Genomic DNA, 22,092 nt, shown 5'->3' with positions numbered 1-22,092 from the left:
TACTTGTAAGGATGGATCACGGCAAGGTGGTGAGCATTAACCTGGCCAGGCTTTTGAAGGAAGGGGGCACCGCCCGCGCCTCGGGGGTGGTGGAGGAGGCCTTCCAGGTGGGGGAGGAGCGGTTCCCCCTAGCCAAGGAGGCCACCTGGAAGGTGGCCGTTTCCTCCGTGGGGGGGAACGAGTACTGGCTTTCCGGAGAGGTGGAAGGGGTGGTGTACATGGAGTGCCGCCGTTGCCTCAAGCCCACCCCCACCCACGTGCAGGCCCACTTCCAGCACATGCTCCGCTACGAGCCGGGCCTTCCCGAGGTGGTCTTCCACGAGGAGGACGAGGACGAGTATTACGCCTTCGGCGAGCCCGACCTGGATCTTCTGCCCTTTCTCACCGAGGCCTTCGTCACGGAGATGCCCTTCACCGTGCTCTGCGAGGAAGGGTGCAAGGGGCTTTGCCCGGTGTGCGGGGCCGACCGCAACCTGGTGGACTGCGGCCACGAGGTGGAGACCCCCCATCCCCTCCTGGCCCTCAAGAACCTCCTTCCCGAACTCTAGCCCTTCTGCTATACTGCCAAGGGTTTAGCGGGGCCCAAGGCCCCGCGCGGAGGATGGGAGATGGCCAAGCACCCAGTACCCAAGAAGAAGACCTCTAAGGCGCGGCGCGATGCCCGCAGGAGCCACCACGCCCTCACCCCCCCCACCCTGGTCCCCTGCCCGGAGTGCAAGGCGATGAGGCCCCCTCATACCGTCTGCCCAGAGTGCGGCTACTACGATGGGCGGAAGGTTCTGGAGGTCTGATACCCCCATGCTGGCCCAAGCCAGCATGGGGGGCCTGGTAAAAAAGGCCCACAAGGCTTCCACGCCCCAGCTTCGGCAGAAGGTTCACCCTATTCCGAGGGCCCGGCCCCCGGGGCTTTCCCTTTTTCCGGCCCACTAGGTATAGTGGGGCCCATGACGGGAGGTCAGGCATGAGCGGCATCCTGGCCCTGGGGGCTTACGTTCCCGAGAGGGTCATGAAAAACGAGGAGTTTGAGGCCTACCTGGACACCTCCGACGAGTGGATCGTGACCCGCACCGGGATCAAGGAAAGGCGCATCGCCGCAGAGGACGAGTACACCTCGGACCTGGCCTTTAAGGCGGTGGAGGACCTCCAAAGGAGGCACCCCGGCGCCCTGGAAGGGGTGGACGCCGTCATCGTGGCCACCAACACCCCGGACGCCCTCTTCCCCGACACCGCCGCCCTGGTGCAGGCCCGCTTCGGCCTTCAGGCCTTCGCCTACGACCTCCTGGCAGGCTGCCCCGGGTGGATCTACGCCCTGGCCCAGGCCCACGCCCTGGTGGAGGCGGGCCTGGCCCGGAAGGTGCTCGCCGTGGGAGCGGAGGCCCTTTCCAAGATCCTGGACTGGAACGACCGCGCCACCGCCGTCCTCTTCGGCGATGGGGGCGGGGCCGCGGTGGTGGGCAGGGTGCGGGAGGGGTACGGCTTCCGCTCCTTCGTCCTAGGGGCGGACGGCACCGGGGCCAAGGAGCTCTTCCACGCCTGCGTGGCCCCGAGGCTTCCCGACGGCACCTCCATGCAAAACCGCCTCCACATGAACGGGCGGGAGGTCTTCAAGTTCGCCGTGCGGGTGATGAACACCGCCACCCTCGAGGCCATAGAGAAGGCGGGCCTCACCCCCGAGGACATCCGCCTCTTCGTCCCCCACCAGGCGAACCTCAGGATCATCGACGCCGCCCGGGAGCGCCTGGGCCTCCCCTGGGAAAGGGTGGCGGTGAACGTGGACCGCTACGGCAACACCTCCACGGCCTCCATCCCCTTGGCCCTCAAGGAGGCGGTGGACGCGGGGCGGATCCGGGAGGGAGACCACGTCCTTCTGGTCTCCTTCGGGGCGGGGCTCACCTGGGCCGCCGCCGTCCTCACCTGGGGGGGTGCCTGATGTACGCCGCCCTCTTCCCCGGGCAGGGCTCCCACCGAGTGGGGATGGGCAGGGCCCTCTACGAGGCCTCCCCCGCCGCCAAGGAGGTCCTGGACCGGGCCGAAGCCGCCCTCCCCGGCCTCCTCGAGCTCATGTGGGAGGGCCCCGAGGAGGCCCTCACCCTCACGGAGAACCAGCAGCCCGCCCTCCTCGCCGCAGGCTACGCCGCCTACCGGGCCTTCCTGGAGGCGGGCGGGAAGCCCCCTGCCCTCGCCGCAGGCCACTCCTTAGGGGAGTGGACGGCCCACGTGGCCGCGGGCACCCTGGAGCTGGAAGACGCCTTAAGGCTCGTGCGCCTTAGGGGCCGGTACATGCAGGAGGCCGTCCCCGTGGGGGAAGGGGCCATGGCCGCGGTGCTGAAGCTTCCCCTGGAGGAGATCCAAAAGGTCCTGGAGGACCTTAAGGGGGTGGAGATCGCCAACCTCAACGCCCCGGAACAGACGGTGATCTCGGGGCGGAAGGAGGCGGTGGAGCGGGCGGCGGAAAGGCTCAAGGAGAGGCGGGCCCGGGTGGTCTTCCTCCCCGTTTCCGCTCCCTTCCATTCCTCCCTTATGGCCAAGGCCCAAGAAAGGCTCGCCCAAGACCTGGCCCAGGTCGCCCTCAGAAAACCCCGGTTTCCGGTGTACTCCAACGTGACGGCGAGGCCCGAGGAGGACCCGGAGAGGATCCGGGAACTCCTCCTGGAGCAGATCACCGCCCCGGTGCGCTGGGTGGAGATCCTCAAGGACATGGAGGCCAAGGGGCTAAGGCGCTTTTTGGAGTTCGGAAGCGGGGAGGTGCTCAAAGGCCTCGTCCTCCGCACCCTGACGGAGGCAGAGGCCTTGAGCGTCCAGGACCCGGATAGCCTAAGGAAAGCCTTGGAGGTGGCGCATGCGTAAAGCCCTCATCACCGGAGCCAGCCGCGGCATCGGACGGGCCATCGCCTTAAGGCTTGCGGAGGACGGCTTCGCCCTGGCCATCCACTACGGCCAGAACCGGGAGAAGGCCCTGGAGGTGGCGGAGGAAGCGAGGAAGCGGGGAAGCCCCCTGGTGGCGGTCCTCGAGGCCAACCTGCTGGAGGCCGAGGCGGCCACGGCCCTGGTCCACCAGGCCGCCGAGGTCCTGGGGGGCTTGGACACCCTGGTGAACAACGCCGGCATCACCCGGGACACCCTCCTGGTGCGCATGAAGGACGAGGACTGGGAGGCCGTTTTGGAGGCCAACCTCTCCGCCGTCTTCCGCACCACCCGGGAGGCGGTGAAGCTCATGATGAAGGCCCGCTTCGGGCGCATCGTGAACATCACCAGCGTGGTGGGGATCCTGGGCAACCCGGGCCAGGCCAACTACGTGGCCTCCAAGGCGGGGCTCATCGGCTTCACCCGGGCGGTGGCCAGGGAGTACGCCCAAAGGGGCATCACGGTGAACGCCGTGGCCCCGGGGTTCATCCAAACGGAGATGACGGAGAGGCTTCCCCAGGAGGTCAAGGAGGCCTACCTGAAAGAGATCCCCGCCGGGCGCTTCGGCCGCCCGGAGGAGGTGGCCGAGGCCGTGGCCTTCCTCGTCTCGGAGAAGGCGGGCTACATCAACGGCCAAACCCTCTGCGTGGACGGGGGGCTTACCCCCCACTAAAGGGGGTGCTAAAATCCCAAAGGGAGGTTTCCCATGACGGAGCAGGAAATCTTTGAAAAGGTCAAGGCGGTTATCGCGGACAAGCTCCAGGTGGAACCGGGCAAGGTGACCCTCGAGGCCCGCTTCATCGAGGACCTGGGGGCCGACAGCCTGGACACCGTGGAGCTCATCATGGGCCTGGAGGACGAGTTCGGCCTGGAGATCTCCGACGAGGAGGCCGAGAAGATCCGCACCGTCAAGGACGCGGTGGAGTACATCAAGGCCAAGCTGGGCTAGCGGATGGGGAGCAAGGGTGGGGCGCAAGCAGCCCCGCCTTCCCTTTTCCCGGGTATACTACCCCCATGCGACGCGTGGTGGTCACCGGCCTAGGCGCCCTCACCCCCATCGGCGTGGGGCAGGAGGCCTTCCACAAGGCCCAGCTCGCGGGCCAAAGCGGGGTCAGGCCCATCACCCGCTTTGACGCCTCGGCCCTCCCGGTGCGCATCGCCGCCGAGGTGGACGTGGACCCCGGGGCCTACCTGGACCGGAAGGAGCTCAGGCGCCTGGACCGCTTCGTCCAATACGCCCTCATCGCCGCCCACCTGGCCCTGGAGGACGCGGGGCTAAGGCCCGAGGAGCTGGACCCCGAACGGGTAGGCACCCTGGTGGGCACGGGCATCGGCGGGATGGAAACCTGGGAGGCCCAGAGCAAGGTCTTCCTGGAGCGGGGCCCGAACCGCATCAGCCCCTTCTTCATCCCCATGATGATCGCCAACATGGCCTCGGCCCACATCGCCATGCGCTACGGCTTCATGGGGCCCTCCTCCACCGCCGTCACCGCCTGCGCCACGGGCTCGGACGCCCTGGGAAACGCCATGCGCATGATCCAGCTGGGGGAGGCCGACCTCGTCCTGGCCGGGGGGACGGAGGCCGCCATCACCCCCATGGCCGTGGGCGCTTTCGCAGTGATGCGGGCGCTTTCCACCCGGAACGAGGAGCCCACCAAGGCGAGCCGCCCCTTCACCCTAAGCCGGGACGGGTTCGTCATGGGGGAGGGGGCCGGGGTCTTGGTCCTGGAAGCCTACGAGCACGCCAAGAGGCGGGGCGCCCGGATCTACGCCGAGCTCATGGGCTTTGGCCGGAGCGCCGACGCCCACCACATCACCGAGCCCCACCCCGAGGGCCGGGGAGCGGCTTTGGCCATGGAAAGGGCTCTGAAGGACGCGGGGATTCCCAGGGAGGCCGTGGGCTACATCAACGCCCACGGCACCTCCACCCCCGTGGGGGACCGGGCGGAGGTTCTGGCCATCAAGCGGGTCTTCGGGGAGCACGCCAAAAAGCTCATGGTCTCCAGCACCAAGAGCATGATCGGCCACCTCCTGGGGGCGGCGGGGGCGGTGGAGGCCATCGCCACGGTGCAGGCCCTCTACCACGGGGTCATCCCCCCCACCATCAACCTCGAGGACCCCGACCCCGAGCTGGACCTGGACTTCGTCCCCGAGCCCCGGGAGGCCAAGGTGGACTACGCCCTTTCCAACTCCTTCGCCTTCGGCGGGCAAAACGCCGTCCTCCTCTTCAAAAGGGTCTAGATGCTCTTCCCCCGGGAAAGGCTTCTGGAGCTGGAGGCAGGCCGCCTCGCCCCCTACGCCCAGAAGGCGCGGGACACCCGGGGGCGGGCCCACCCCGAGCCCGAGTCCTCCTACCGCACCCCCTACCAGAAGGACCGGGACCGGATCCTCCACACCACCGCCTTCCGCCGCCTGGAGTACAAGACCCAGGTCTTCCCCAACTGGGCCGGGGACTACTACCGCACCCGCCTCACCCACACCCTGGAGGTGGCCCAGGTCTCCCGGTCCATCGCCCGCGCCCTAGGCCTCAACGAGGACCTCACCGAGGCCATCGCCCTCTCCCACGACCTGGGCCACCCTCCCTTCGGCCACACCGGGGAGCGGATCCTGGACGAGCTCATGCGGGACCACGGGGGGTTTGAGCACAACGCCCAGGCCCTGCGCATCCTCACCCAGCTGGAGGAGCGCTACCCGGGCTTCAAGGGCCTCAACCTCACCTACGAGGTCCTGGAGGGCATCGCCACCCACGAGACCCCTTACAGCCCAGGCTTCAAGCCCCTCTACGAGGGGCAGGGGACCCTCGAGGCCCAGGTGGTGGACCTCTCCGACGCCATCGCCTACGCCGCCCACGACCTGGACGACGGCCTGCGCGCGGGGCTCCTAAGCCCGGGGGAGCTCGCCGAGGTCCCCCTCCTCCAGGACCTGGCCCGGGAGGAAGGCCTGGACCTGGAAAGGCTTGACGAGCTTGGGCGGAGGGTCCTGGTGCGCCAGCTCTTGGGCTACCTCATCACCGAGGCCATCCTGGCCACCCATCGGCAGGTGGAGGCGGCGGGGGTAGAAAGCGCCGAGGCCGTGCGCCGCCACCCAAGGCGCCTCGCCGCCCTTTCCCCCGAGGCGGAGAAGGCCCACCGGGAGCTCAAGGCCTTCCTCATGGAGAGGCTCTACCGCCACCCCGAGGTCTTGAGGGAAAGGCGCAAGGCGGAAACCGTCCTGGAGGAACTCTTTCGCACCTACACCCAAGACCCCCGGCTCCTCCCCAAAGGGGTGCAAAGGCGGCTACCGGAAGAGGGGCTGGAGCGGGCGGTGTGCGACTACCTGGCGGGGATGACCGACCGCTACGCCCTCGAGGCCTACCGTAAGCTCTTTCCCTGAGGGCCTTGGGCCCAGGGGTAAGATGGTGAGGTGAAAACCCTGGACTGGAGTACCCTTTTTGGCCAGCGAGCGGAGCGCCTCCAGGCCTCCACCATCCGCGAGCTCCTTAAGCTCACCCAGCGCCCCGGGATCCTGAGCTTCGCCGGGGGGCTTCCGGCCCCCGAGCTTTTCCCCAAGGAGGAGGCGGCGGAGCTTTCGGTCAGGATCCTCCGGGAAAAGGGGCATGTGGCCCTGCAGTACGGCCCCACCGAGGGTTACTTTCCCTTAAGGGCCTTCGTGGCGGAATGGCTCGGGGTGGCCCCGGAGGAGGTCCTCATCACCACGGGAAGCCAGCAGGGCCTGGACCTTCTCGGCAAGGTCTTCCTGGACGAGGGAAGCCCCCTCCTCCTGGAGGCCCCCAGCTACCTGGGGGCCATCCAGGCCTTCCGGGCCTACGGCCCCCGCTTCCTCACCGTGCCCGCGGGGGAGGCAGGCCCGGACCTAGACGCCCTGGAAGAGATCCTAAAGCGTGAGCGCCCCCGCTTCCTCTACCTCATCCCCTCCTTCCAGAACCCCACGGGAGGCCTCACGCCCCTTGCCGCCCGGGAGAGGCTTTTGGAGAGGGCCATGGAGCGGGGCCTCGTGGTGGTGGAGGACGACGCCTACCGGGAGCTCTACTTCGGGGAGGGGCGCCTCCCAAGCCTCTTTGAGCTCGCCCGGGAGGCGGGCTACCCCGGGGTCATCTACCTCGGGAGCTTCTCCAAGGTCCTCTCCCCCGGGCTCCGCGTGGCCTTCGCCGTGGCCCACCCGGAGGCCCTGCAGAAGCTGGTCCAGGCCAAGCAGGGGGCCGACCTCCACACCCCCATGCTCAACCAGATGCTGGTCCACGAGCTGGTGAAGGAGGGCTTCCCCGAGCGCCTGGAACGGGTGCGCCGGGTCTACCGGGAAAAGGCGGAGGCCATGCTGGAGGCCCTGGACCGGGAGGTGCCCAAGGAGGTGCGCTACACCCGGCCCAAGGGGGGGATGTTCGTCTGGATGGAGCTCCCCAAGGGCCTTTCCGCCGAGGCCCTTTTCCGAAAGGCCCTCGAGGAGAACGTGGCCTTCGTGCCGGGAAGTCCTTTCTTTGCCAATGGGGGCGGGGAGAACACCCTAAGGCTCTCCTACGCCACCCTGGACCGGGAGGGGATCGCGGAGGGCGTGCGGCGCCTGGGTAAAGCCCTGAAGGGACTAATAGCGTCCCTACAGCATCCAAGCACCCCGCTAGCTTAGCCTGCTTCGCTTGTAAAATGAGAGCAAATGAGTGCTCAGGTTTCCGAGGTGATTCAAGAGTTGGTAGTCCATCTCGAGCGTTGGAAAGGGTTAAATGAAGCCCAAACAGCTCAGGCCATTATCCTTCGCCTACTTCAGGCCCTCGGATGGAACATTTGGAACCCTTACGAAGTCATCGCGCAGGACGCTTCAGCAAAAGGGTATCGCCCCGACTACATCTTGTCTGTACGAAACACTCCGCTCATAGTATTGGAAGTAAAAGCGCTGGATCGCACCCCCACCAACGAAGACAGAACCCAGGTGGTCAACTACGCGAATGCCCAAAACATTCGGTGGGCCATTCTCACCACCGGCAAGCAATGGGAGTTTTTCGACAACACCCTGCAGGCAAAGGCCCCCGACAAACGCTCCCTTCTCTTTGAGCTAGATAACCCTTCTTCCAGCCGATACTTGGAGCGCACTCTCAAACGTGATTTTTGGGAAACAAAGGAAGCGCCATCAAAACTCGCTCGCATTGTTGAGGACATTCGGAAGGAAATAGAAACTCAGCAGAGTCTTACCCAAATTGAGCACAAGCTAAGAGCGGTGTTAGACGAAGGCTATCAGCGCAACGAAAAAGGCCTACGAAAAGCGATTGAAAAGGAGCTAAACGTCAATGAGCAGGAATTGGCGTTGGCCCACTTTGACCGCTTGGTACACCGATTGTTAGGCGTGGCCACACCCCTTGCAAGTTCCCTACCGCCTTTTTTGACCGTTTTCAGGCAAGCTCTGACCAGGCATACGGGTTCTCCAGCGGAGGCAGATCATCCAAGCTTGCGTATCTGGCTCAACGAGGAACCTATCTATACCATACGCAGTTGGCGCGATTTTTACGCATCACTGGTAGAAGCTTTGGAACAAACAGGCCAAAGTGACATTTTGGAGGAATTACGCAAACAGAAGGACATCGTGGCTTCCAGACTTGACCGGCGCAAGAAGGACGGGAAACCCTATGAGGCCAGTGCCTACAAACCCTTGGCGTCTGGCGAATTCCTGTTTGTCCACCTATCGGCGGAACGCATACGCAAGAAAATCCGGGACCTCTTGGTACTGCTCAACCTGCCTCCGGGAACCTTCCGCGTAGAATACGAAGACAACCTCTTTACTCTGCCTTAGACGTCAACTCTTCCCTTCTTAGCATCTCCGGCCACTTCCCCCCCAGGGCCTCCCAGGCCTCCACCATGTCCCGGGGCACGGGGGCAAGGAACTCCAGAATCCGCCCCGTGCGGGGGTGGGGAAGGCGAAGCTCGTAGGCGTGGAGGGCCTGGCGGGAAATATGGGGGCTTTTACGCCCGTAGACCTCGTCCCCCAGGATAGGGGCTTTGAGGTGCTTGAGGTGGACCCGGATCTGGTGGGTGCGCCCCGTGTGGGGCCTGGCCTCCACCAGGGCGTAGGGGCCGGAAACCGCCAGGAGGGCGAAGTCCGTCTCGGCGTAGCGGGGGGCGATGCCCCCCACGTCCATCTTGTGCCGTTCCACGGGGTGGCGGCCGATGGGGGCGATGAGGGTACCCTCCCTGGGGTGGCCCTCGGTGAGGGCCAGGTAGCGCTTCATCACCAAGCGGTCGCGGAAGGCCCGGGAGAGGGCCTCGAGGGCCCCCGGGTGCTTGGCCACCACCAAGACGCCGCTGGTGTCCTTGTCCAGGCGGTGGACGATGCCGGGGCGAAAAAGCTCAGGCCGCAAGGCCGAGGCGATGGCCCCCTCCAGGGGAAAGTAGCGGCCTAGAAGGGCGTTCACCACCGTGCCGGTGTAGACCCCAGGGGCAGGGTGGGTGAGGAGGCCCGGGGGTTTGTTGAGAACCAGCATGTCCTCGTCCTCGTAGAGGACGGGCAAGGCCAGGTCCTCCGGCGCCACCCAGGGCTTTTCCTCGGGGGGGGCCACCACCACCTCCTCCCCCTTGAGGCGGTAGGCGGGCTTGGAGACCACCTTCTCCCCCACCCGCACCCGGCCCTGGGCGATCCAAGCCTGGGCCCGGGCCCGGCTCACCCCCAAGGCCTCGGCCACGGCCTGGTCCAGGCGAAGACCCTCCTTGCGGAAGCGCACCACGCTCCCCATGATACCCACCCGGAAGCGGGCTGGGCCAGCGGCCGCTTCCTCCCGAACGCCCCGCCCTACATGAACCGCTTCCTGCGCTTGTAGGCCTTGACCTCCTTGAAGCTCTTCCGCCCCCCTCCCTTGGCCACCCCCAGGTAAAACTCCTGCACGTCGGGGTTTTCCAGGAGGCTGTCCCGGTCCCCCTCCAAGACGATCCTCCCCGTCTCCATGATGTAGCCGTAGTGGGCCACGGAAAGGGCCATCCGGGCGTTCTGCTCCACCACGAGCACCGTAACCCCCTCCTCGGCGTTCACCCGAGCCACGATGTCAAAGATCTCCCGCACGAGGAGGGGGGCAAGGCCCAAAGAGGGCTCGTCCAGGAGGAGAAGCCGGGGCCTGGCGAGAAGGGCCCGCCCGATGGCGATCATCTGCTGCTCCCCGCCCGAACAGTACCCCGCGAGCCGGTGCCTGAGGTCGGCCAGGCGGGGGAAGTAGCGGTAGATGCGCTCCAGCTCCTCCTTGAGACGCCGGCTTCCCTGGGTCAGGGTCCCCACCTTGAGGTTTTCCTCCACCGTGAGGTGCTTGAAGACCCTCCGGCCCTCCAGCACCTGCACGATGCCCTCCTTGACGATCTCCTCAGGGGGGCGGTTTTGGATGGGCCTTCCCCGGTAAAGGATCTCCCCCCGCACCACCTCCCCGTCCTCGGGGAGGAGGAGGCCGGAGATGGCCCTTAAGGTGGTGGTCTTCCCCGCCCCGTTAGGGCCCAAGAGGGCGGTGATCCTTCCTTCGGGGACCTTGAGGGAGACCCCGCGGAGCACCTGGATGATGTCGTGGTAGACCACCTCGATGTTGTTGACCAAAAGGAGAATGGGACCGAGGTCCTCCGGGCGGGTGGGGTTCAGGGTGTCCATGGCCTAGGAAAAGGGGGCCCGGGGCGTCCCGGGCCCCAGAGAGAGGGCTATTTGCCGTAATGCACCTTGCGGAAGAGGGCCGAGGTGAAGGGCTCGGTGATGGGCACGAAACGGCCCCCCTTGGCCTCGAGGATCCGGAGGCCCTCCGCCCCGGTGTGCTCGCTCTTGGTGAAGTCAATCTCAATACCCTGCTTGGTGGAGACGGCGAAGCCCGGCTTGAAGGCATTGGGCCCGTTCATGCCGATAATGGCCTGGTAGACCGTCTCGTTGTTCACCCGCTTGAAGCGCTCCTGTGCCCGGCGGACGGCCTCCACAGCGATGGCCGCCGCCAGCATCCCGTTGGTGTAGTTGGTGCTCTCGGCGATGGCCTGAGGACGGCCGTACTTTTGGGCCAGCTCCTTCTGCAGGCGGATGCCCGGAGCGTCCTCGTGGTACATGTAGAAGCTGGTGGCCCAGAGGAAGCCCTCCGCCGCGTCCCCCGCCAGCTTGATGAGGTCGGGGCCACCCGTGTAGTGGGCCCCGAGCTGCTTGAACTTCTTGTCCAAGCCCAGGCGCTTGGCGTCCTTGAGGATGTTGGCCACGGGGCCGGCCACGTTCTGGTGGATGATGTACTCCACCCCCGCCTGCTCAAAGCGCTTGAGCAGGGCGGTGTTGTCCAGGTTGCCCGAGCCCACCTCCTGCACGTCCACGATCTGCAGGCCAAGCTGCTGAGCGGCCTTCCTGGCGTCCGCCACCGGGGCCCGGCCGAAGGGGGAGGGGTTCACCACCAGAGCCACCTTGGCCCCCTTCTTCTCCTTGGCGATGTACTCCAGAAGGGCCACCACCTGCTCGGAGTAGGTGGAGGTGGGGATGAAGAAGTAATCGTTGTTAGGGGGATCGATGAGCTCCACATGCATGGAGGCGGGAATGGTGGGGATTTTGAGCTCCTGGATCAGGGCCTTGAGCTGCAGGTTGGCCCCGGTGGCGTAGGAGAGGAAAAGGGGGATCTTGAAGCGGTCCACCGCCTCCTCAAAGAAGCGCTGGGTGTTGGCGTTGTTGTACTGGTCGTCCCGCACCACGCAGTTGAACACCACCCCCGGCACCAGCTTCCGCTCGTTGGCGTACTTGCAGTAGTCCTCCACCGCCGCCCCGTAAGGGGCCCCCGCGTCCGAGGTGGGCCCGGTGATGGCCCCCGACCAGAAGAGGGTCACCTGCTGCTGGCCCATGGCCAACCCTAAAACCGCCGCTATGCCTACCAGTGTCCTCCTCATACGCTTCCCTCCCTTCGCTAACCCCGCACGGGGAGTTGCCTAGTACTTGAAGGGCCAGGTGCGGAAGTAGCTTCGCACCAGACGCCACCAGTTGTAAAGCCCCCTGGGCTCAAACACCAGGAAAAGGACGATGACGAGGCCGAAGGCCAGGGGCCTTAGGGCGCTCGCCACGTCCACCCCGGCCACGCTGAAGCCCAGGGCCTTGATGAGGTTGGAAAGGGCCTCCATGTTCACGTCCAGGAGCTCCAAGAAGGCGGGCCCGAGGAAGCTTCCCACCAGGGTCCCAAGCCCACCCACGATGGCCATGGCCAGGAGCTTGATGGAGACGGCGAAGGTGTAGTCCTCTATCACCACCGCCCGGGAGAGGTAGGCGTAGAGCACCCCCGCCACCCCGGCGTAGAAGGCGCCCAAGGCGAAGGCGAAGAGCTTGGTGCGCCCCGGGTCCATGCCCATGGCGTCCGCCGCCCGGTCGTTGTCCCGCACGGCCACCAAAGCCCTTCCGTAGCGGGTGCGCAAGAGGTTCCGCCAAAAGACGGCAAGGAGAACCAGGACGGAAAAGGCCACGTAGTACCAGAAGTGGAAGTGGTTGCGAAAGCCCGCCTCGTAGCCCAGAAGGCTCGCCCGGGGCATGTCCATGGCCCCCCCCTGCTTGAGAAGGGGCGCGTGCCCCACCGCCCACTCAAAGACCACCTGGAAGGCCAGGGTGGCCAGGGCCAGGTAGAGGTGCTTCACCCTGAGGCTGGGGATGCCCACCAGGAAGCCGAAGAAGGCCGCCACCAGGCCCCCTATGGGGATCACCAGCCAAAAGGGCAGGCCCTGGGGGGCGAGAAGGGCTGCGGTGTACGCCCCCACCCCCATGAAGGCCGCCTGGCCGATGTTGATGAGCCCGGCGTACCCGGTGGTGATGTTGAGGCCCAGGACCGCCACGCTGTACACCAGGATGAGGTCCAGGATAAACACCTGGGTGCGGGAAAGGAACTGGAGAAGAACCAGGAGAAAGGCCAGAAAGAGGAGCAGGGAAACCAGCTCCCGGTGGGTGGCGAAGAGGCTGGTGTCCTGCCGGTAGCTGGTGCGGTAGTTGCCGGTCTGCGCCCAAGGGTTCCTCATACGCGCTCGATCTCCTCCGTGCCGAAAAGGCCGTGGGGCTTAAACCAGAGGACCAAGAGGAGGACCAGGAAGGGGAAGACGTCCCGGGTACCCCCCCCGGGCACAAAGGGGTCCAGGTAGCCCGCCGCCAGGTTTTCCAAAACACCGATCAAAATGCCCGCCACCACCGCTCCGGGAACGGAGTCCAGCCCCCCCAGGATCACCACGGGGAAAACCCTAAGGCCGATGTGCACCAGCCCGTCCAGGTTAAGGCCGGAGATGGTGCCCACCACCATCCCCGCCGCCGCCGCCGTGAGCCCGGCGGCCGCCCAGGCCAAGGCGAAGACCCGCTCCACGGAAACCCCGAGGCTCATGGCCGCCATCTGGTCATCGGCCACCGAGCGCATGGCGATGCCCAGGGTGGAGCGCTGGAAGAACCAGGTGAAGAGGGCGAGAAAGCCCAGGGTAAAGGCCATGGCCAGAAGCTGGGCGTAGGAAACCTGCACCCCAAGAAGGCTCACCCCCCCTGCGGGGAGGAAGCTGGGGTAGCTGAAGTTCCCCGCCCCAAAGGGGGTGAGGTGGATAAGCCCGTCCAGCAAGGAGGCCAGGCCAATGGTGGCCATGATGACGGAGATGATGGGCTGCCCCACCATGCGCTTCAGGAACACCCGCTCCACCCCGAAGCCCAAGAGGGCGGTTAAGGCCAGGGCCAAGGCCGCCGCCAGCAAAAAGGGGGCGCCCAGGGCCGTCATGGCCCAGTAGGCCAAAAAGGCCCCGATGGCGATGAACTGCCCCTGGGCGAAGTTCACCACCCGGCTCGCCTTGTAGATGAGGACAAACCCCAAGGCGGCGAGGGCGTAGACCAGCCCCAGGACCACCCCGGAGAAGAAAAGCTGTAGGAAGAAGCTCACGCCAGCACCCCCTCTTCCAGGTCCCACACCGGCACCCCGGCCCGCACCCGCTGGACGGTGCCGTCCTGGTAGCGGTACTCCGCCTCCACCTCCACCTCCTTGGCCCCCGAGTAGAGGGCCTCCACCAGGGGGGCGTACTTTTTGGCGATGTGCCCCCGCCGCACCTTGCCCGTGCGGGTGAGCTCCTCGTCGTCGGCGTCCAGAAGCTTATAGAGGAGGACGAAGCGCCGGATCCTAAGCTCCTCGGGAAGCTCCTTGTTCACCTTCTCCACCTCCTTGCGGATGAGCTCGGCCACCTCGGGCTTCAGGGAGAGGTCCAGGTAGGTGGTGTAGGCCAGGCCCCGGTCCTCGGCCCACTTGCCCACGGTCTGAGGGTCTATGTTGAGGAAGGCGGCCAGATAGGGCTTCCGGTCCCCGAAGACCACGGCCTCCTTGATGTAGGGGGAGAACTTGAGCTTGTTCTCCACAAACTGGGGGCTGAAGGCGGTGCCCCTCTCGGTGCGCATCACGTCGGAGAGGCGGTCGATGACCACCAGGTGCCCGTCCTCCGTGAGGTAGCCCGCATCCCCGGTGTGGAGCCAGCCGTCCCGGAAGGTCTCGGCGGTGGCCTCGGGCCTTTCCCAGTACCCAGCAGAGACCGCGTCGGAGCGGAGGAGGATCTCCCCCTCCTCGCTGATCCTCACCTCGGTGCCGGGGATGGGCAGGCCCACGGTGTCGTGGCGCACGTCCCCATCCCGGTGGACGAAGGCGATGCCGATGATCTCCGTCTGGCCGTAGATCTGCTTGAGGTTGACCCCGATGGCGTGGAAGAAGCGGAAGACATCGGGCCCCAAGGCGGCGCCCCCCGTGTAGGCCCGCCGGAGGCGGAGGAAGCCGAACTGGTCCCTTAAGGGCTTGAAGAGGACCTGGTCGGAGAGCCAGTAGGCGAGGCGGAGCCCTAAGGGCATGGGCCTTCCCCGCATGCGGTACTCCGCCGCCCGGTAGCCCACCCTAAGGAGCCTCTCGTAGACGAAGCGGTTGAAGGCGTAGCTTTCCGAGATCCGCACCCAGATCTGGCTCTGGATGCTTTCCCAGACCCGGGGGGGGCTGAACATCACGTGGGGGCCGATCTCCTTGAGGTCCTGCAGGGCGGTTTCCACCGCCTCGGGGAAGTTCACGGCGAACCCCCCGGTGAGGGCCATGGCCACGGACATCATCTGCTCCCCGATCCAGGCCAGGGGCAGGAAGGAAAGGTAGTCGTCCGTGGGCAGGAGGGGGTCCACCTCCTGCAGGGCCACCCCCATGTGGATCAGGTTGCGGTGGCGGAGCATGGCCGCCTTGGGTCTGCCCGTGGTCCCCGAGGTGGAGGAAAGGTGGCAGACCTCCTCCGGGCTGGCCTCGAGGAGGAGCCTCTCCACGGCGTCCGGGTGCTTCCTCCGGTGCTCCCGCCCCCGCTCCAGGACCTCGGCGAAGGAGAGGAGCCAGGGGTCCTTGTAGCCCCGCATCCCCTTCTCGTCCTCGTAGATCACGTGGCGCACGTGGGGGATCTCCTTCCGGATCTCGTAGAGCTTGTCCACCTGCTCCTGGTCCTCGGCGAGGACCACGCTGGCCCCCGTGTACTGGAGCATGTAGGCGATCTCGGGGGGGAGGCTACTCTGGTAGACCCCCACGCTGATGCCCCGCACCGCCTGGGCCCCAAGCTCCGCGTAGAGCCACTCGGGAATGTTGTCGGCAATGACGGCGAGCCTTTCCCCCGGCCCAAAGCTCAAGGAGAGGAGGCCGTGGGCGAAGAGGAGGACCTTCTCGTAATACTGGGCGTAGGTGACCTCGTTCCAGATGCCGTAGTCCTTCTCCCTTAAGGCCACCCGGTCCCCCTCGTGCTCCGCTCGGAGCCTGAGGAGCTGGGGCAGGGTGTAGCGCTTCATCTCGTAGGAGGGTCTTAAGGCCTTCACGCCTCCACCCCCAGGTAGGCCTCCTGCACCCTGGGGTTCCTCGCCACCTCCTCGGGCCGGCCTTCGGCGATGACCTGGCCGAAGTCCAGGACGTAGACCCGGTCGGAGATGTCCATGACCACCCCCAGGTCGTGCTCAATGAGGATGACCGTGGTGCCCCGGGCCCGGATCTCCAGGATGAAGCGCACCATGTCCTCCTTCTCCTCCAGGGTCATCCCCGCCATGGGCTCGTCCAGGAGGAGGAGCCTGGGGGAAAGGGCCAGGGCCCGGGCCACCTCCACCCGCTTCCTCACCCCGTAGGGGAGGTTCCCCACCAGGGCCTTGCGGTAGGGCTCCAGCTCCATGAAGTCGATGACCTCCTCCACCGCCCGGCGGTTCTCCACCTCCTTCTCCAGGGCCCTGCCGTAAAAGACCCCGGCGGCAAGGAGGCCATAGGCCAGGTGGGTGTGCCGGGCCAGCATGAGGTTTTCCATCAGGGTGAGGCCAGAGAAAAGCTCTATGTTCTGGAAGGCGCGGGCGATCCCCCGCCGGGTGATCTCGTGGGGGCTCGAGCGGGTGATGTCCTGCCCCTCAAAGAGGATGCGTCCTCGCTCCGGGTGGTAGAAGCCGGAGATGCAGTTTAGGAGGCTCGTCTTCCCCGCCCCGTTGGGCCCGATCACCGAGACCAGCTCCCCTTGGGTCACCTGTAGGGAGACCCCCGAAAGGGCCGCCACGCCGCCAAAGGTTAGGGTGATGTTCTCCACCGCCAGTTGGGCCACGGGTCCCTCCCTAACGACCGTTTACCGGGGAGTATAGGGGAACGGGACGGGGGCTGTCAACGCCAGGCTGCCTATCTGCAAAAAACCGTTAGACCAGGTTCCCCTTCCCTTGTGCTACACTCTTTAGGGTATTGGGGGCCAAGGGCCCCAGGGAGGGAAATGGATGAAAAGGACCTGGCAGCCCAACCGGAGGAAGCGGGCCAAGACCCACGGCTTCCGGGCCCGCATGCGGACCCCAGGCGGCAGGAAGGTGCTGAAGCGCAGGCGGCAGAAAGGCCGCTGGCGCCTCACGCCCGCGGTGCGGAAGCGCTAGGCCCCAAGCCCCCCGGCCCGGGGGGCAAGCTCCTTTCCCTAAAGGGCGACCGGGCCTTCCGGCGCCTGCGCCAGGGAAGGGCGGGGCGGGGGAAGTACGTGAGCGTCAAGTGGCTCCCCGCACCGGAGGTCCGGGTGGGCATCGTGGTCTCCAAGAAGGTGGGCAAGGCGGTGGTGCGCAACCGCATCAAGAGGCGGCTTAGGGAGGTCCTCCGCCGCCTCCACCTCCCCAAGGCCCATCTCCTCCTGGTGGCCAGCCCCGAGGCCCGGGAGGCGGACTTCGCCGCCCTCTTCCAGGACGTGGTGCGCGCCTTAAGGAAAAGCGGCCTGGTACAATAGGCGGCGTGCGTGGCTTCCTGATCCTTTTGGTGAAGGCCTACCGGCGCTTCCTCTCCCCCCTAAAGCCCAGGACGTGCCGCTTTCACCCCACCTGCTCGGCCTACGCCCTCGAGGCCCTGGAACGGCACGGGGCCTTCTGGGGTAGCTACCTGGCGGCAAGGCGCCTCCTCCGGTGCCACCCCCTTCACCCCGGGGGGCTGGACCCGGTGCCCCTGGTCTTCCCGCCCAGGCGGGGGAAGGAGGGGGCCCGATGAGGCGGTTCCTCGCCCTTTGCCTGCTCCTGGTGCCCGCCTTGGCCCTGGAAGCCACCTTCAAGGACCTGGACGTCAACGGGGACGGCAGGCCGGAAAAGCTGGCCGTCACCAACCTCATGGACATAGCCTTTGACGCCCAGGGCCAGGTGGTGGGCTGGTACGTGAAGACCTACAAGGGCACCCAGATCGGCGACCACACCCGGGCCCCAAGCCTCGGGGCCGGCGGCCCCCTTCTCTCTCCCCTGGGCTTCCGCCCGGTAAAGGCGGAGTTCCAAGTGGAGGACGGCCGCCTCGTGGCCCGCTTTCAGGGGCCTCCAGGCACCCTCACCTACCGCATCGCCAAGGGACGGTACACCGTGGAGGTGGCCGCCGACTTCCCCCTCACCCTAAAACTCGCCCCCCAGGGCACCCCCAAGATCCTCCTGGAAGGCCAAAAGGAACCCCTGCCCAGCGGAGAAGGCCAGGCCCGCTACCTGGCCTGGCAGACCCGGCCCAAGGCGGGCTACGCCCTGGTGGCCTTCGCCGAAAAACCCTTCGGGGCCAAGCTCCTGGGGAAGGAGGGGGAGGTCTTCCTCCATCCGGGGGAGGCCCTGAAGGTCTACGGGGGCCAGAACGAGCTGGTCCGCTTCCACGTGGAGGGCCTCCTCTCCCTGCCCGGCCTCTTCACCCCCAACCTCTGGGGAGAGCTCTCCCTGGGTCTTCTCTGGCTCATGGAAACGGCCTTCCGCTACACGGGAAGCTGGGGCCTGGCCATCCTCTTCCTCACCCTGGTGGTCCGCCTCCTCCTCTGGCCTCTCATGCACCAGCAGTTCAAGAGCATGGCGGAGATGCAACGCCTCCAACCCCTCATCCAGAAGATCAACGAGAAGTACAAGGACGACCCCAACAAGCGGGCGGAGGCCACCATGAAGCTCTACCAGGAGCACCGGGTGAACCCGGCGGCCGGATGCCTGCCCCTCTTCATCCAGATGCCCATCCTCTTCATCCTCTGGAAGGTCATCGCCAACTACGAGTTTGGCCAGGGCCTCCTCTGGATCCCCGACCTCGCCCTTCCCGACCCCTTCTACGTCCTCCCGGCCCTCTACGTGGCCACCACCTTCCTCTCCACCTGGCTCTCCGCCCACGGCAACAAGGACCTCATCCGCCAAAGCCTCTTCATGAACCTCATCTTCATCTTCCTGGTCCTGCAGTTCCCCTCCGGGGTCACCCTCTACTGGGTGCTCTCCAACCTCATCGGGCTCTTCCAGCAGTGGCTCATCAACAAGAGCCTGAAGCCGGTGGCGGCGTAAACTGGGCTTATGGACGAGAAGAAAAGGAACATCGACGACCTCCTCGCCGACCTCGGGGTACTGGAGGAGGCCCCGGTGGAGGTGGAGCTCAAGGAGGCGGGGAAGGAGGAGAAGCCCAAGGGCCCCAAGGAGGTCCTAGAGGCCTTCCTGGTGGGGCTTTTGCTGCGCCTGGACCCGGCCCACCACGTGGAGGTGCGCCAGGAGGGCAACCTCCTGAAGGCCGAGGTGAAGGGCGGGGACCTGGGCCGCTTCATCGGCAAGGAGGGGCGGACCCTGAAGGCGGTGGAGTACCTGGCCGGGGTGGTCCTGGCCAAGCACTTTGGCGGGGAGTACCGGGTGGTGCTGGACGCCGCCGGCTACCGCAGGCGCCAAGAAGAGAAGATCCGCAAGCTGGCCGAGGAGGCCGCCCTCACCGTGGAGCTCACGGGCGAGCCCCTGCCCCTCCCCCCTATGCGCCCCTCGGAGCGGCGCATCGTGCACATGCTCCTCAAAAACCACCCCAAGGTCACCACGGAAAGCCAGGGGGAGGGGGAGGAGCGGCACGTGGTGGTCTACCCCCGTGATAAGGCTCCTCCGGGAACTGGAAGGGAGGCTTGAGGCCGCGGGCCTCCCCAAGGGCGAGGCCTGGGACCTTCTCGCCCTGGCCACGGGCCTTCCCCGCAAAGCCCTTTTCCTCAGGCTCAAGGAACCCCCGCCCCCGGGAAGCGAGGGAAGGGCCTGGGAGCTTCTGGCCAAGCGCCTCTCCGGCTACCCCCTCCAGTACCTCCTGGGGGAGGTGGAGTTCTTCGGCCTGCCCTTGAAGGTGGCCGAGGGCGTGCTCATCCCCCGGCCGGAGACGGAGGGCCTGGTGGAGCTGGCCCTAAGCCTTCCCCTCCCTCCCAGGCCCCGCATCCTGGACGTGGGCACGGGCACGGGGGCCATCGCCCTGGCCCTGAAGCGGCACCTGCCCGAAGCGGAGGTCTACGCCACCGAGGTGGACCCCAAGGCCCTGGCCCTGGCCCAGGAGAACGCCCGGCGCCTGGGGCTTTCCGTGGTCTGCCTCCCCTCCTCCCTGACCGGGGGGCTTAAGGACCTGGACCTGGTGGTGTCCAACCCCCCCTACCTGCCCGAGGCCTACCGGGAGGTGGCCCCCAAGGAGCTCTCCTTTGAAGACCCCATGGCCCTCTACGCGGGCCCTGAGGGCCTTTCCGTGGCCCGTCCCTTGAGCCGGGAGGCCTTTTTTGCCCTTAGGCCCGGGGGCTTCCTCCTCTTGGAGCTCGCCCCGGAGAACGCCCGCCTCCTGGGGGAGGAGCTTCGGGAGGGGGGCTGGGAGGAGGTGGAGGTGCTACCGGACCTCGCGGGTCGGGACCGGTACCTCCGGGCCCGGAGGCCCGCCGAGGAGCTCGTAGGTGAGAAGGGGCCGCTCGCTGGTCCGTAGGTCCTGGACGGCCACCACCCCCACCCGCACCACCCCCTTCCTCCCCTCCAGGAGGGCCAGGCCCCGGGCCAGCTCCTCGGGGGAGGGAAAGGTGGCGTACTCCGGAGGGAAGCCTGCCTCTAAAAGCCTTTTGCGGGCCTCCTCCCCCAGGTTCTCCAGCGCCTCCCGGTGGCGGGCGGGGGCAGAGAGGCGAAAGGTGGCGCTGGCCAGGACCTCCCGGGCGGCAAAAGCCTTCCTCTCCGGGTAGAAGCGCACCCGCACCAGAAGCTGCCCCTCCCGGTAACCCGTTCCCTCCAGGACCGCCACCCCCGGCCCCCGCACCTCCTTCTCCAGGAGGAGCTCCACCCCCCGGAAGCCCTGCAAAAGGGCCCGGCGCTCCGCCGCCCGCTCCAGGGCCACCCGTCCTTCCTCGGCCCCCAGGCGGACCTCCCCCAGGTAAAGCCCTTGGCTCAGGCGGACCAGGCGGGCCGAAAGCTGGCTCCTTTCCCCCTGGAGCACCTCCGCCTGCTGCAGAAGGGCCCGCACCCGCTCCTCCGCCCGGTGGAGCTCGGCCCGGGTCTCCTCCAGGCGGGCCCGCGCCGCTTCGGCCTCGGCCTTTAAGGCCTGGCGCTCCTTCTGGACCTCCGCCAGCCTGGCCTGCAGGAGGGCCAAGTCGGCCTCGAGGCGGGCCTTCTCCCTCCCAAGCCGGTCCCGCTCCGCCTCCGCCCTCCGCCCTTCCTCCTTGAGCCCCTGGAGGCGCGCCTCCAGGGCCTTTAGGGCTTGGCTTCTTTCCCGGAGGAGCCCTTCCTTCTCCCCCAGAGCCTTTTCCCTTTCCCCCAGGAGGGCCGTAAGCCTTTGCTTTTCCCCTTCCAGAGCCGCCACCTGGGCCTCCAGGGCCGCCACCTCGGCCTCGAGGCGCCTCCTCAGGGCCTCCGCCTCCCCCAGGGCCCGGGCCAGCTCTTTCCGGTCCTCCCTTAGGGCCGTCACCTCGGCCAGGGCCCGGGCGCTTTCCGCCTCCAGGGCCTCCTTGGCGCGAAGCAGGGCCTCCCGCTCCTCCTTAAGCCGGTCCCTTTCTTGGCGGACGGCCTCGGCCTCCAGGATGGTCTCCCGGGCCTCGCGGAAGACCAGGAGGAAGCCCAGGTAGCTGAAGAGGGCGATTCCCACCCCGGTGAACACCGCCACCAGGGTGGCCGTCTGCCGGGGCCTGAGGCCCAAAAGGCGGTAGTGGCGCTTCCCCGCCCACTTGGCCACCCTGTCCCCCAGGTAGGCCACCAGGGCTGCAAGGAGGAGAATGAGGGTAAGGAGGGCCCAAAAGGTCACAGCTCGTAGTCCTCGCCCAGGTAGTGCCGCCGCACCCCCTGGTCCTTGGCGAAGGTCTCCGGGTCCCCGTGGAAGAGGATCTGGCCGTCGTACATCACGTAGACCCGGTCGGTGATGGCCAGGGTTTCCCGCACGGCGTGGTCGGTGATGAAGACCCCCACCCCCCGCCTTTCCCGGAGCTCGGCGATGACCTTCTGGATCTCCTTGACGTTCTTTGGGTCCACCCCGGTAAAGGGCTCGTCCAGGAGGATGAAGTCAGGGTCGGTGGCCAGGGCCCGGGCCATCTCCAGCCGCCTCCTTTCCCCCCCGGAAAGGGCGTAGGCCATGCGGTCTTTGAGGTGGTAGATGGCCAGCTCCTCCAGAAGGGCCTTGGCCTTCTCCAGCCGCTCCCTTTTGGAAAGGGGCTGGAACTCCAGGATAGCCAGGAGGTTCTCCCACACCGTCATGCGCCGGAAGGCGCTGGGCTCCTGGGGAAGGTAGCCGAGGCCCAGCCGGGCCCTCTTGTACATGGGCAGGCGGCCGATCTCCTGCCCTTTGAGGAAGATCCGCCCCGCCGTGGGCTTGATGAAGCCCACCACCATGTAGAAGGTGGTGGTCTTCCCCGCCCCGTTGGGGCCGAAGAGGGCCACGATCTCCCCCCGCCTCAGGTGGAGGTCCACCCCCCGCACCACCTCCTTGGGGCCGAAGCGCTTCCTCAAACCCTGGGCCAAGAGCTCGCCGTCCATTACCCCCAAGCCTAA

General features: G+C 66.8%; 25 protein-coding genes. 16 read left to right on the top strand and 9 right to left on the bottom strand.

The window, feature by feature from the left end; translation table 11 throughout:
- Positions 1-11 precede the first annotated feature (11 nt).
- The 10 genes from ACY5J6_RS03025 (at position 12) to ACY5J6_RS02980 (ending at position 8,679) form a co-directional block, all read left to right on the top strand.
- Positions 12-548 carry a YceD family protein gene (locus ACY5J6_RS03025; protein WP_462845886.1) on the top strand — a complete coding sequence of 179 codons (537 nt, stop codon included), beginning with the start codon at positions 12-14 and terminating at the stop codon, positions 546-548.
- A gap of 60 nt (positions 549-608) precedes the next feature.
- Complete coding sequence (gene rpmF / locus ACY5J6_RS03020) at positions 609-791, top strand: 50S ribosomal protein L32 (RefSeq protein ID WP_014515146.1); 183 nt, start codon at positions 609-611, stop codon at positions 789-791.
- Positions 792-961: 170 nt separating this feature from the next.
- A complete protein-coding gene (locus tag ACY5J6_RS03015) occupies positions 962-1,930 on the top strand; it encodes a beta-ketoacyl-ACP synthase III (protein WP_462845884.1) in 969 nt (322 codons plus the stop codon).
- Positions 1,930-2,847 carry an ACP S-malonyltransferase gene (fabD, locus tag ACY5J6_RS03010; protein ID WP_462845883.1) on the top strand — a complete coding sequence of 306 codons (918 nt, stop codon included), beginning with the start codon at positions 1,930-1,932 and terminating at the stop codon, positions 2,845-2,847. The genes ACY5J6_RS03015 and fabD overlap by 1 nt, the downstream gene beginning before the upstream one ends.
- Positions 2,840-3,577, top strand: coding sequence for a 3-oxoacyl-[acyl-carrier-protein] reductase (gene fabG, locus ACY5J6_RS03005; RefSeq protein ID WP_462845882.1), 738 nt, complete (start codon positions 2,840-2,842; stop codon positions 3,575-3,577). The genes fabD and fabG overlap by 8 nt, the downstream gene beginning before the upstream one ends.
- A gap of 33 nt (positions 3,578-3,610) precedes the next feature.
- Complete coding sequence (gene acpP, locus ACY5J6_RS03000) at positions 3,611-3,853, top strand: acyl carrier protein (protein WP_054637896.1); 243 nt, start codon at positions 3,611-3,613, stop codon at positions 3,851-3,853.
- 65 nt (positions 3,854-3,918) lie between these two features.
- Positions 3,919-5,145: a beta-ketoacyl-ACP synthase II gene (gene fabF, locus ACY5J6_RS02995; RefSeq protein ID WP_462845881.1), complete on the top strand. Its 1,227-nt coding sequence runs from the start codon at positions 3,919-3,921 to the stop codon at positions 5,143-5,145.
- Positions 5,146-6,276, top strand: a complete 1,131-nt coding sequence (locus ACY5J6_RS02990; protein WP_462845880.1) for a deoxyguanosinetriphosphate triphosphohydrolase — start codon at positions 5,146-5,148, stop codon at positions 6,274-6,276.
- Positions 6,277-6,306: 30 nt separating this feature from the next.
- Entirely contained in the window at positions 6,307-7,524 is a 1,218-nt protein-coding gene (gene lysN, locus ACY5J6_RS02985; RefSeq protein ID WP_462845879.1) for a 2-aminoadipate transaminase, read from the top strand.
- 27 nt (positions 7,525-7,551) lie between these two features.
- Complete coding sequence (locus tag ACY5J6_RS02980) at positions 7,552-8,679, top strand: hypothetical protein (protein ID WP_462845878.1); 1,128 nt, start codon at positions 7,552-7,554, stop codon at positions 8,677-8,679.
- Here ACY5J6_RS02980 and ACY5J6_RS02975 read toward each other — a convergent pair.
- The 7 genes from ACY5J6_RS02975 to ACY5J6_RS02945 are packed head-to-tail and all read right to left on the bottom strand — an operon-like array spanning position 8,666 to position 16,442.
- Positions 8,666-9,616, bottom strand: a complete 951-nt coding sequence (locus ACY5J6_RS02975; RefSeq protein WP_462845877.1) for an RluA family pseudouridine synthase — start codon at positions 9,614-9,616, stop codon at positions 8,666-8,668. The two genes, ACY5J6_RS02980 and ACY5J6_RS02975, sit on opposite strands and share 14 nt — an antisense overlap.
- Positions 9,617-9,672: 56 nt before the next feature.
- The gene (locus ACY5J6_RS02970) at positions 9,673-10,506 is read right to left on the bottom strand and encodes an ABC transporter ATP-binding protein (RefSeq protein WP_462845876.1); all 834 of its coding nucleotides are present in this window, start codon (positions 10,504-10,506) and stop codon (positions 9,673-9,675) included.
- A 47-nt stretch (positions 10,507-10,553) separates the two neighbouring features.
- Positions 10,554-11,756, bottom strand: coding sequence for an ABC transporter substrate-binding protein (locus ACY5J6_RS02965; RefSeq protein WP_462845875.1), 1,203 nt, complete (start codon positions 11,754-11,756; stop codon positions 10,554-10,556).
- Between the two features lie 39 nt (positions 11,757-11,795).
- Positions 11,796-12,863 (bottom strand): branched-chain amino acid ABC transporter permease, encoded by a 1,068-nt coding sequence (locus ACY5J6_RS02960; RefSeq protein ID WP_462845874.1) that lies wholly within the window; start codon positions 12,861-12,863, stop codon positions 11,796-11,798.
- Positions 12,860-13,753 (bottom strand): branched-chain amino acid ABC transporter permease, encoded by an 894-nt coding sequence (locus ACY5J6_RS02955; RefSeq protein ID WP_462845873.1) that lies wholly within the window; start codon positions 13,751-13,753, stop codon positions 12,860-12,862. Before ACY5J6_RS02955 ends, ACY5J6_RS02960 begins: the two co-directional genes overlap by 4 nt.
- Entirely contained in the window at positions 13,750-15,684 is a 1,935-nt protein-coding gene (locus ACY5J6_RS02950) for an AMP-binding protein (protein ID WP_462845872.1), read from the bottom strand. The genes ACY5J6_RS02955 and ACY5J6_RS02950 overlap by 4 nt, the downstream gene beginning before the upstream one ends.
- Complete coding sequence (locus ACY5J6_RS02945) at positions 15,681-16,442, bottom strand: ABC transporter ATP-binding protein (protein WP_462845871.1); 762 nt, start codon at positions 16,440-16,442, stop codon at positions 15,681-15,683. The genes ACY5J6_RS02950 and ACY5J6_RS02945 overlap by 4 nt, the downstream gene beginning before the upstream one ends.
- 163 nt (positions 16,443-16,605) lie before the next feature.
- Here ACY5J6_RS02945 and rpmH point away from each other — a divergent pair, with 163 nt between their 5' ends.
- From rpmH to prmC, 6 genes are read left to right on the top strand one after another with little or no spacing between them, the layout of a single operon-like run.
- Entirely contained in the window at positions 16,606-16,755 is a 150-nt protein-coding gene (gene rpmH, locus ACY5J6_RS02940) for a 50S ribosomal protein L34 (protein ID WP_011227941.1), read from the top strand.
- Complete coding sequence (rnpA, locus tag ACY5J6_RS02935; RefSeq protein WP_462846484.1) at positions 16,722-17,093, top strand: ribonuclease P protein component; 372 nt, start codon at positions 16,722-16,724, stop codon at positions 17,091-17,093. The genes rpmH and rnpA overlap by 34 nt, the downstream gene beginning before the upstream one ends.
- A 5-nt stretch (positions 17,094-17,098) precedes the next feature.
- Positions 17,099-17,347 carry a membrane protein insertion efficiency factor YidD gene (gene yidD / locus ACY5J6_RS02930; protein ID WP_462845870.1) on the top strand — a complete coding sequence of 83 codons (249 nt, stop codon included), beginning with the start codon at positions 17,099-17,101 and terminating at the stop codon, positions 17,345-17,347.
- Positions 17,344-18,636 carry a YidC/Oxa1 family membrane protein insertase gene (locus ACY5J6_RS02925; protein WP_462845869.1) on the top strand — a complete coding sequence of 431 codons (1,293 nt, stop codon included), beginning with the start codon at positions 17,344-17,346 and terminating at the stop codon, positions 18,634-18,636. The genes yidD and ACY5J6_RS02925 overlap by 4 nt, the downstream gene beginning before the upstream one ends.
- 9 nt (positions 18,637-18,645) lie before the next feature.
- On the top strand, positions 18,646-19,233 hold the full coding sequence (locus ACY5J6_RS02920; protein ID WP_462845868.1) for a Jag family protein: 588 nt from the start codon (positions 18,646-18,648) through the stop codon (positions 19,231-19,233).
- Positions 19,196-20,053, top strand: coding sequence for a peptide chain release factor N(5)-glutamine methyltransferase (gene prmC, locus ACY5J6_RS02915; RefSeq protein ID WP_462845867.1), 858 nt, complete (start codon positions 19,196-19,198; stop codon positions 20,051-20,053). Before ACY5J6_RS02920 ends, prmC begins: the two co-directional genes overlap by 38 nt.
- Here the strand turns inward: prmC and ACY5J6_RS02910 are convergent.
- The gene (locus ACY5J6_RS02910) at positions 19,961-21,352 is read right to left on the bottom strand and encodes a DUF3084 domain-containing protein (RefSeq protein ID WP_462845866.1); all 1,392 of its coding nucleotides are present in this window, start codon (positions 21,350-21,352) and stop codon (positions 19,961-19,963) included. The two genes, prmC and ACY5J6_RS02910, sit on opposite strands and share 93 nt — an antisense overlap.
- Positions 21,349-22,077, bottom strand: a complete 729-nt coding sequence (gene lptB / locus ACY5J6_RS02905) for an LPS export ABC transporter ATP-binding protein (RefSeq protein ID WP_462845865.1) — start codon at positions 22,075-22,077, stop codon at positions 21,349-21,351. Before lptB ends, ACY5J6_RS02910 begins: the two co-directional genes overlap by 4 nt.
- Positions 22,078-22,092: the final 15 nt, after the last annotated feature.

The organism is Thermus sp. H19.2 (assembly GCF_054979525.1).
Note: the sequence above shows the minus strand (reverse complement) of the source record. Positions and strands in the feature narration are given on the sequence as shown.

What these genes read in the sequence shown, in the direction of transcription:
- ACY5J6_RS02920 (WP_462845868.1), top strand. Translation starts at nt 18,646, where the DNA reads ATGGACGAGAAGAAAAGGAACATCGACGACCTCCTCGCCGACCTCGGG.
- ACY5J6_RS02990 (WP_462845880.1), top strand. Translation starts at nt 5,146, where the DNA reads ATGCTCTTCCCCCGGGAAAGGCTTCTGGAGCTGGAGGCAGGCCGCCTC.
- rpmH (WP_011227941.1), top strand. Translation starts at nt 16,606, where the DNA reads ATGAAAAGGACCTGGCAGCCCAACCGGAGGAAGCGGGCCAAGACCCAC.
- ACY5J6_RS02925 (WP_462845869.1), top strand. Translation starts at nt 17,344, where the DNA reads ATGAGGCGGTTCCTCGCCCTTTGCCTGCTCCTGGTGCCCGCCTTGGCC.
- acpP (WP_054637896.1), top strand. Translation starts at nt 3,611, where the DNA reads ATGACGGAGCAGGAAATCTTTGAAAAGGTCAAGGCGGTTATCGCGGAC.
- ACY5J6_RS02975 (WP_462845877.1), bottom strand. Translation starts at nt 9,616, where the DNA reads ATGGGGAGCGTGGTGCGCTTCCGCAAGGAGGGTCTTCGCCTGGACCAG.
- fabG (WP_462845882.1), top strand. Translation starts at nt 2,840, where the DNA reads ATGCGTAAAGCCCTCATCACCGGAGCCAGCCGCGGCATCGGACGGGCC.
- ACY5J6_RS02980 (WP_462845878.1), top strand. Translation starts at nt 7,552, where the DNA reads ATGAGTGCTCAGGTTTCCGAGGTGATTCAAGAGTTGGTAGTCCATCTC.
- ACY5J6_RS02970 (WP_462845876.1), bottom strand. Translation starts at nt 10,506, where the DNA reads ATGGACACCCTGAACCCCACCCGCCCGGAGGACCTCGGTCCCATTCTC.
- lptB (WP_462845865.1), bottom strand. Translation starts at nt 22,077, where the DNA reads ATGGACGGCGAGCTCTTGGCCCAGGGTTTGAGGAAGCGCTTCGGCCCC.
- ACY5J6_RS02965 (WP_462845875.1), bottom strand. Translation starts at nt 11,756, where the DNA reads ATGAGGAGGACACTGGTAGGCATAGCGGCGGTTTTAGGGTTGGCCATG.
- fabD (WP_462845883.1), top strand. Translation starts at nt 1,930, where the DNA reads ATGTACGCCGCCCTCTTCCCCGGGCAGGGCTCCCACCGAGTGGGGATG.
- ACY5J6_RS03025 (WP_462845886.1), top strand. Translation starts at nt 12, where the DNA reads ATGGATCACGGCAAGGTGGTGAGCATTAACCTGGCCAGGCTTTTGAAG.
- fabF (WP_462845881.1), top strand. Translation starts at nt 3,919, where the DNA reads ATGCGACGCGTGGTGGTCACCGGCCTAGGCGCCCTCACCCCCATCGGC.
- ACY5J6_RS03015 (WP_462845884.1), top strand. Translation starts at nt 962, where the DNA reads ATGAGCGGCATCCTGGCCCTGGGGGCTTACGTTCCCGAGAGGGTCATG.
- rpmF (WP_014515146.1), top strand. Translation starts at nt 609, where the DNA reads ATGGCCAAGCACCCAGTACCCAAGAAGAAGACCTCTAAGGCGCGGCGC.
- ACY5J6_RS02960 (WP_462845874.1), bottom strand. Translation starts at nt 12,863, where the DNA reads ATGAGGAACCCTTGGGCGCAGACCGGCAACTACCGCACCAGCTACCGG.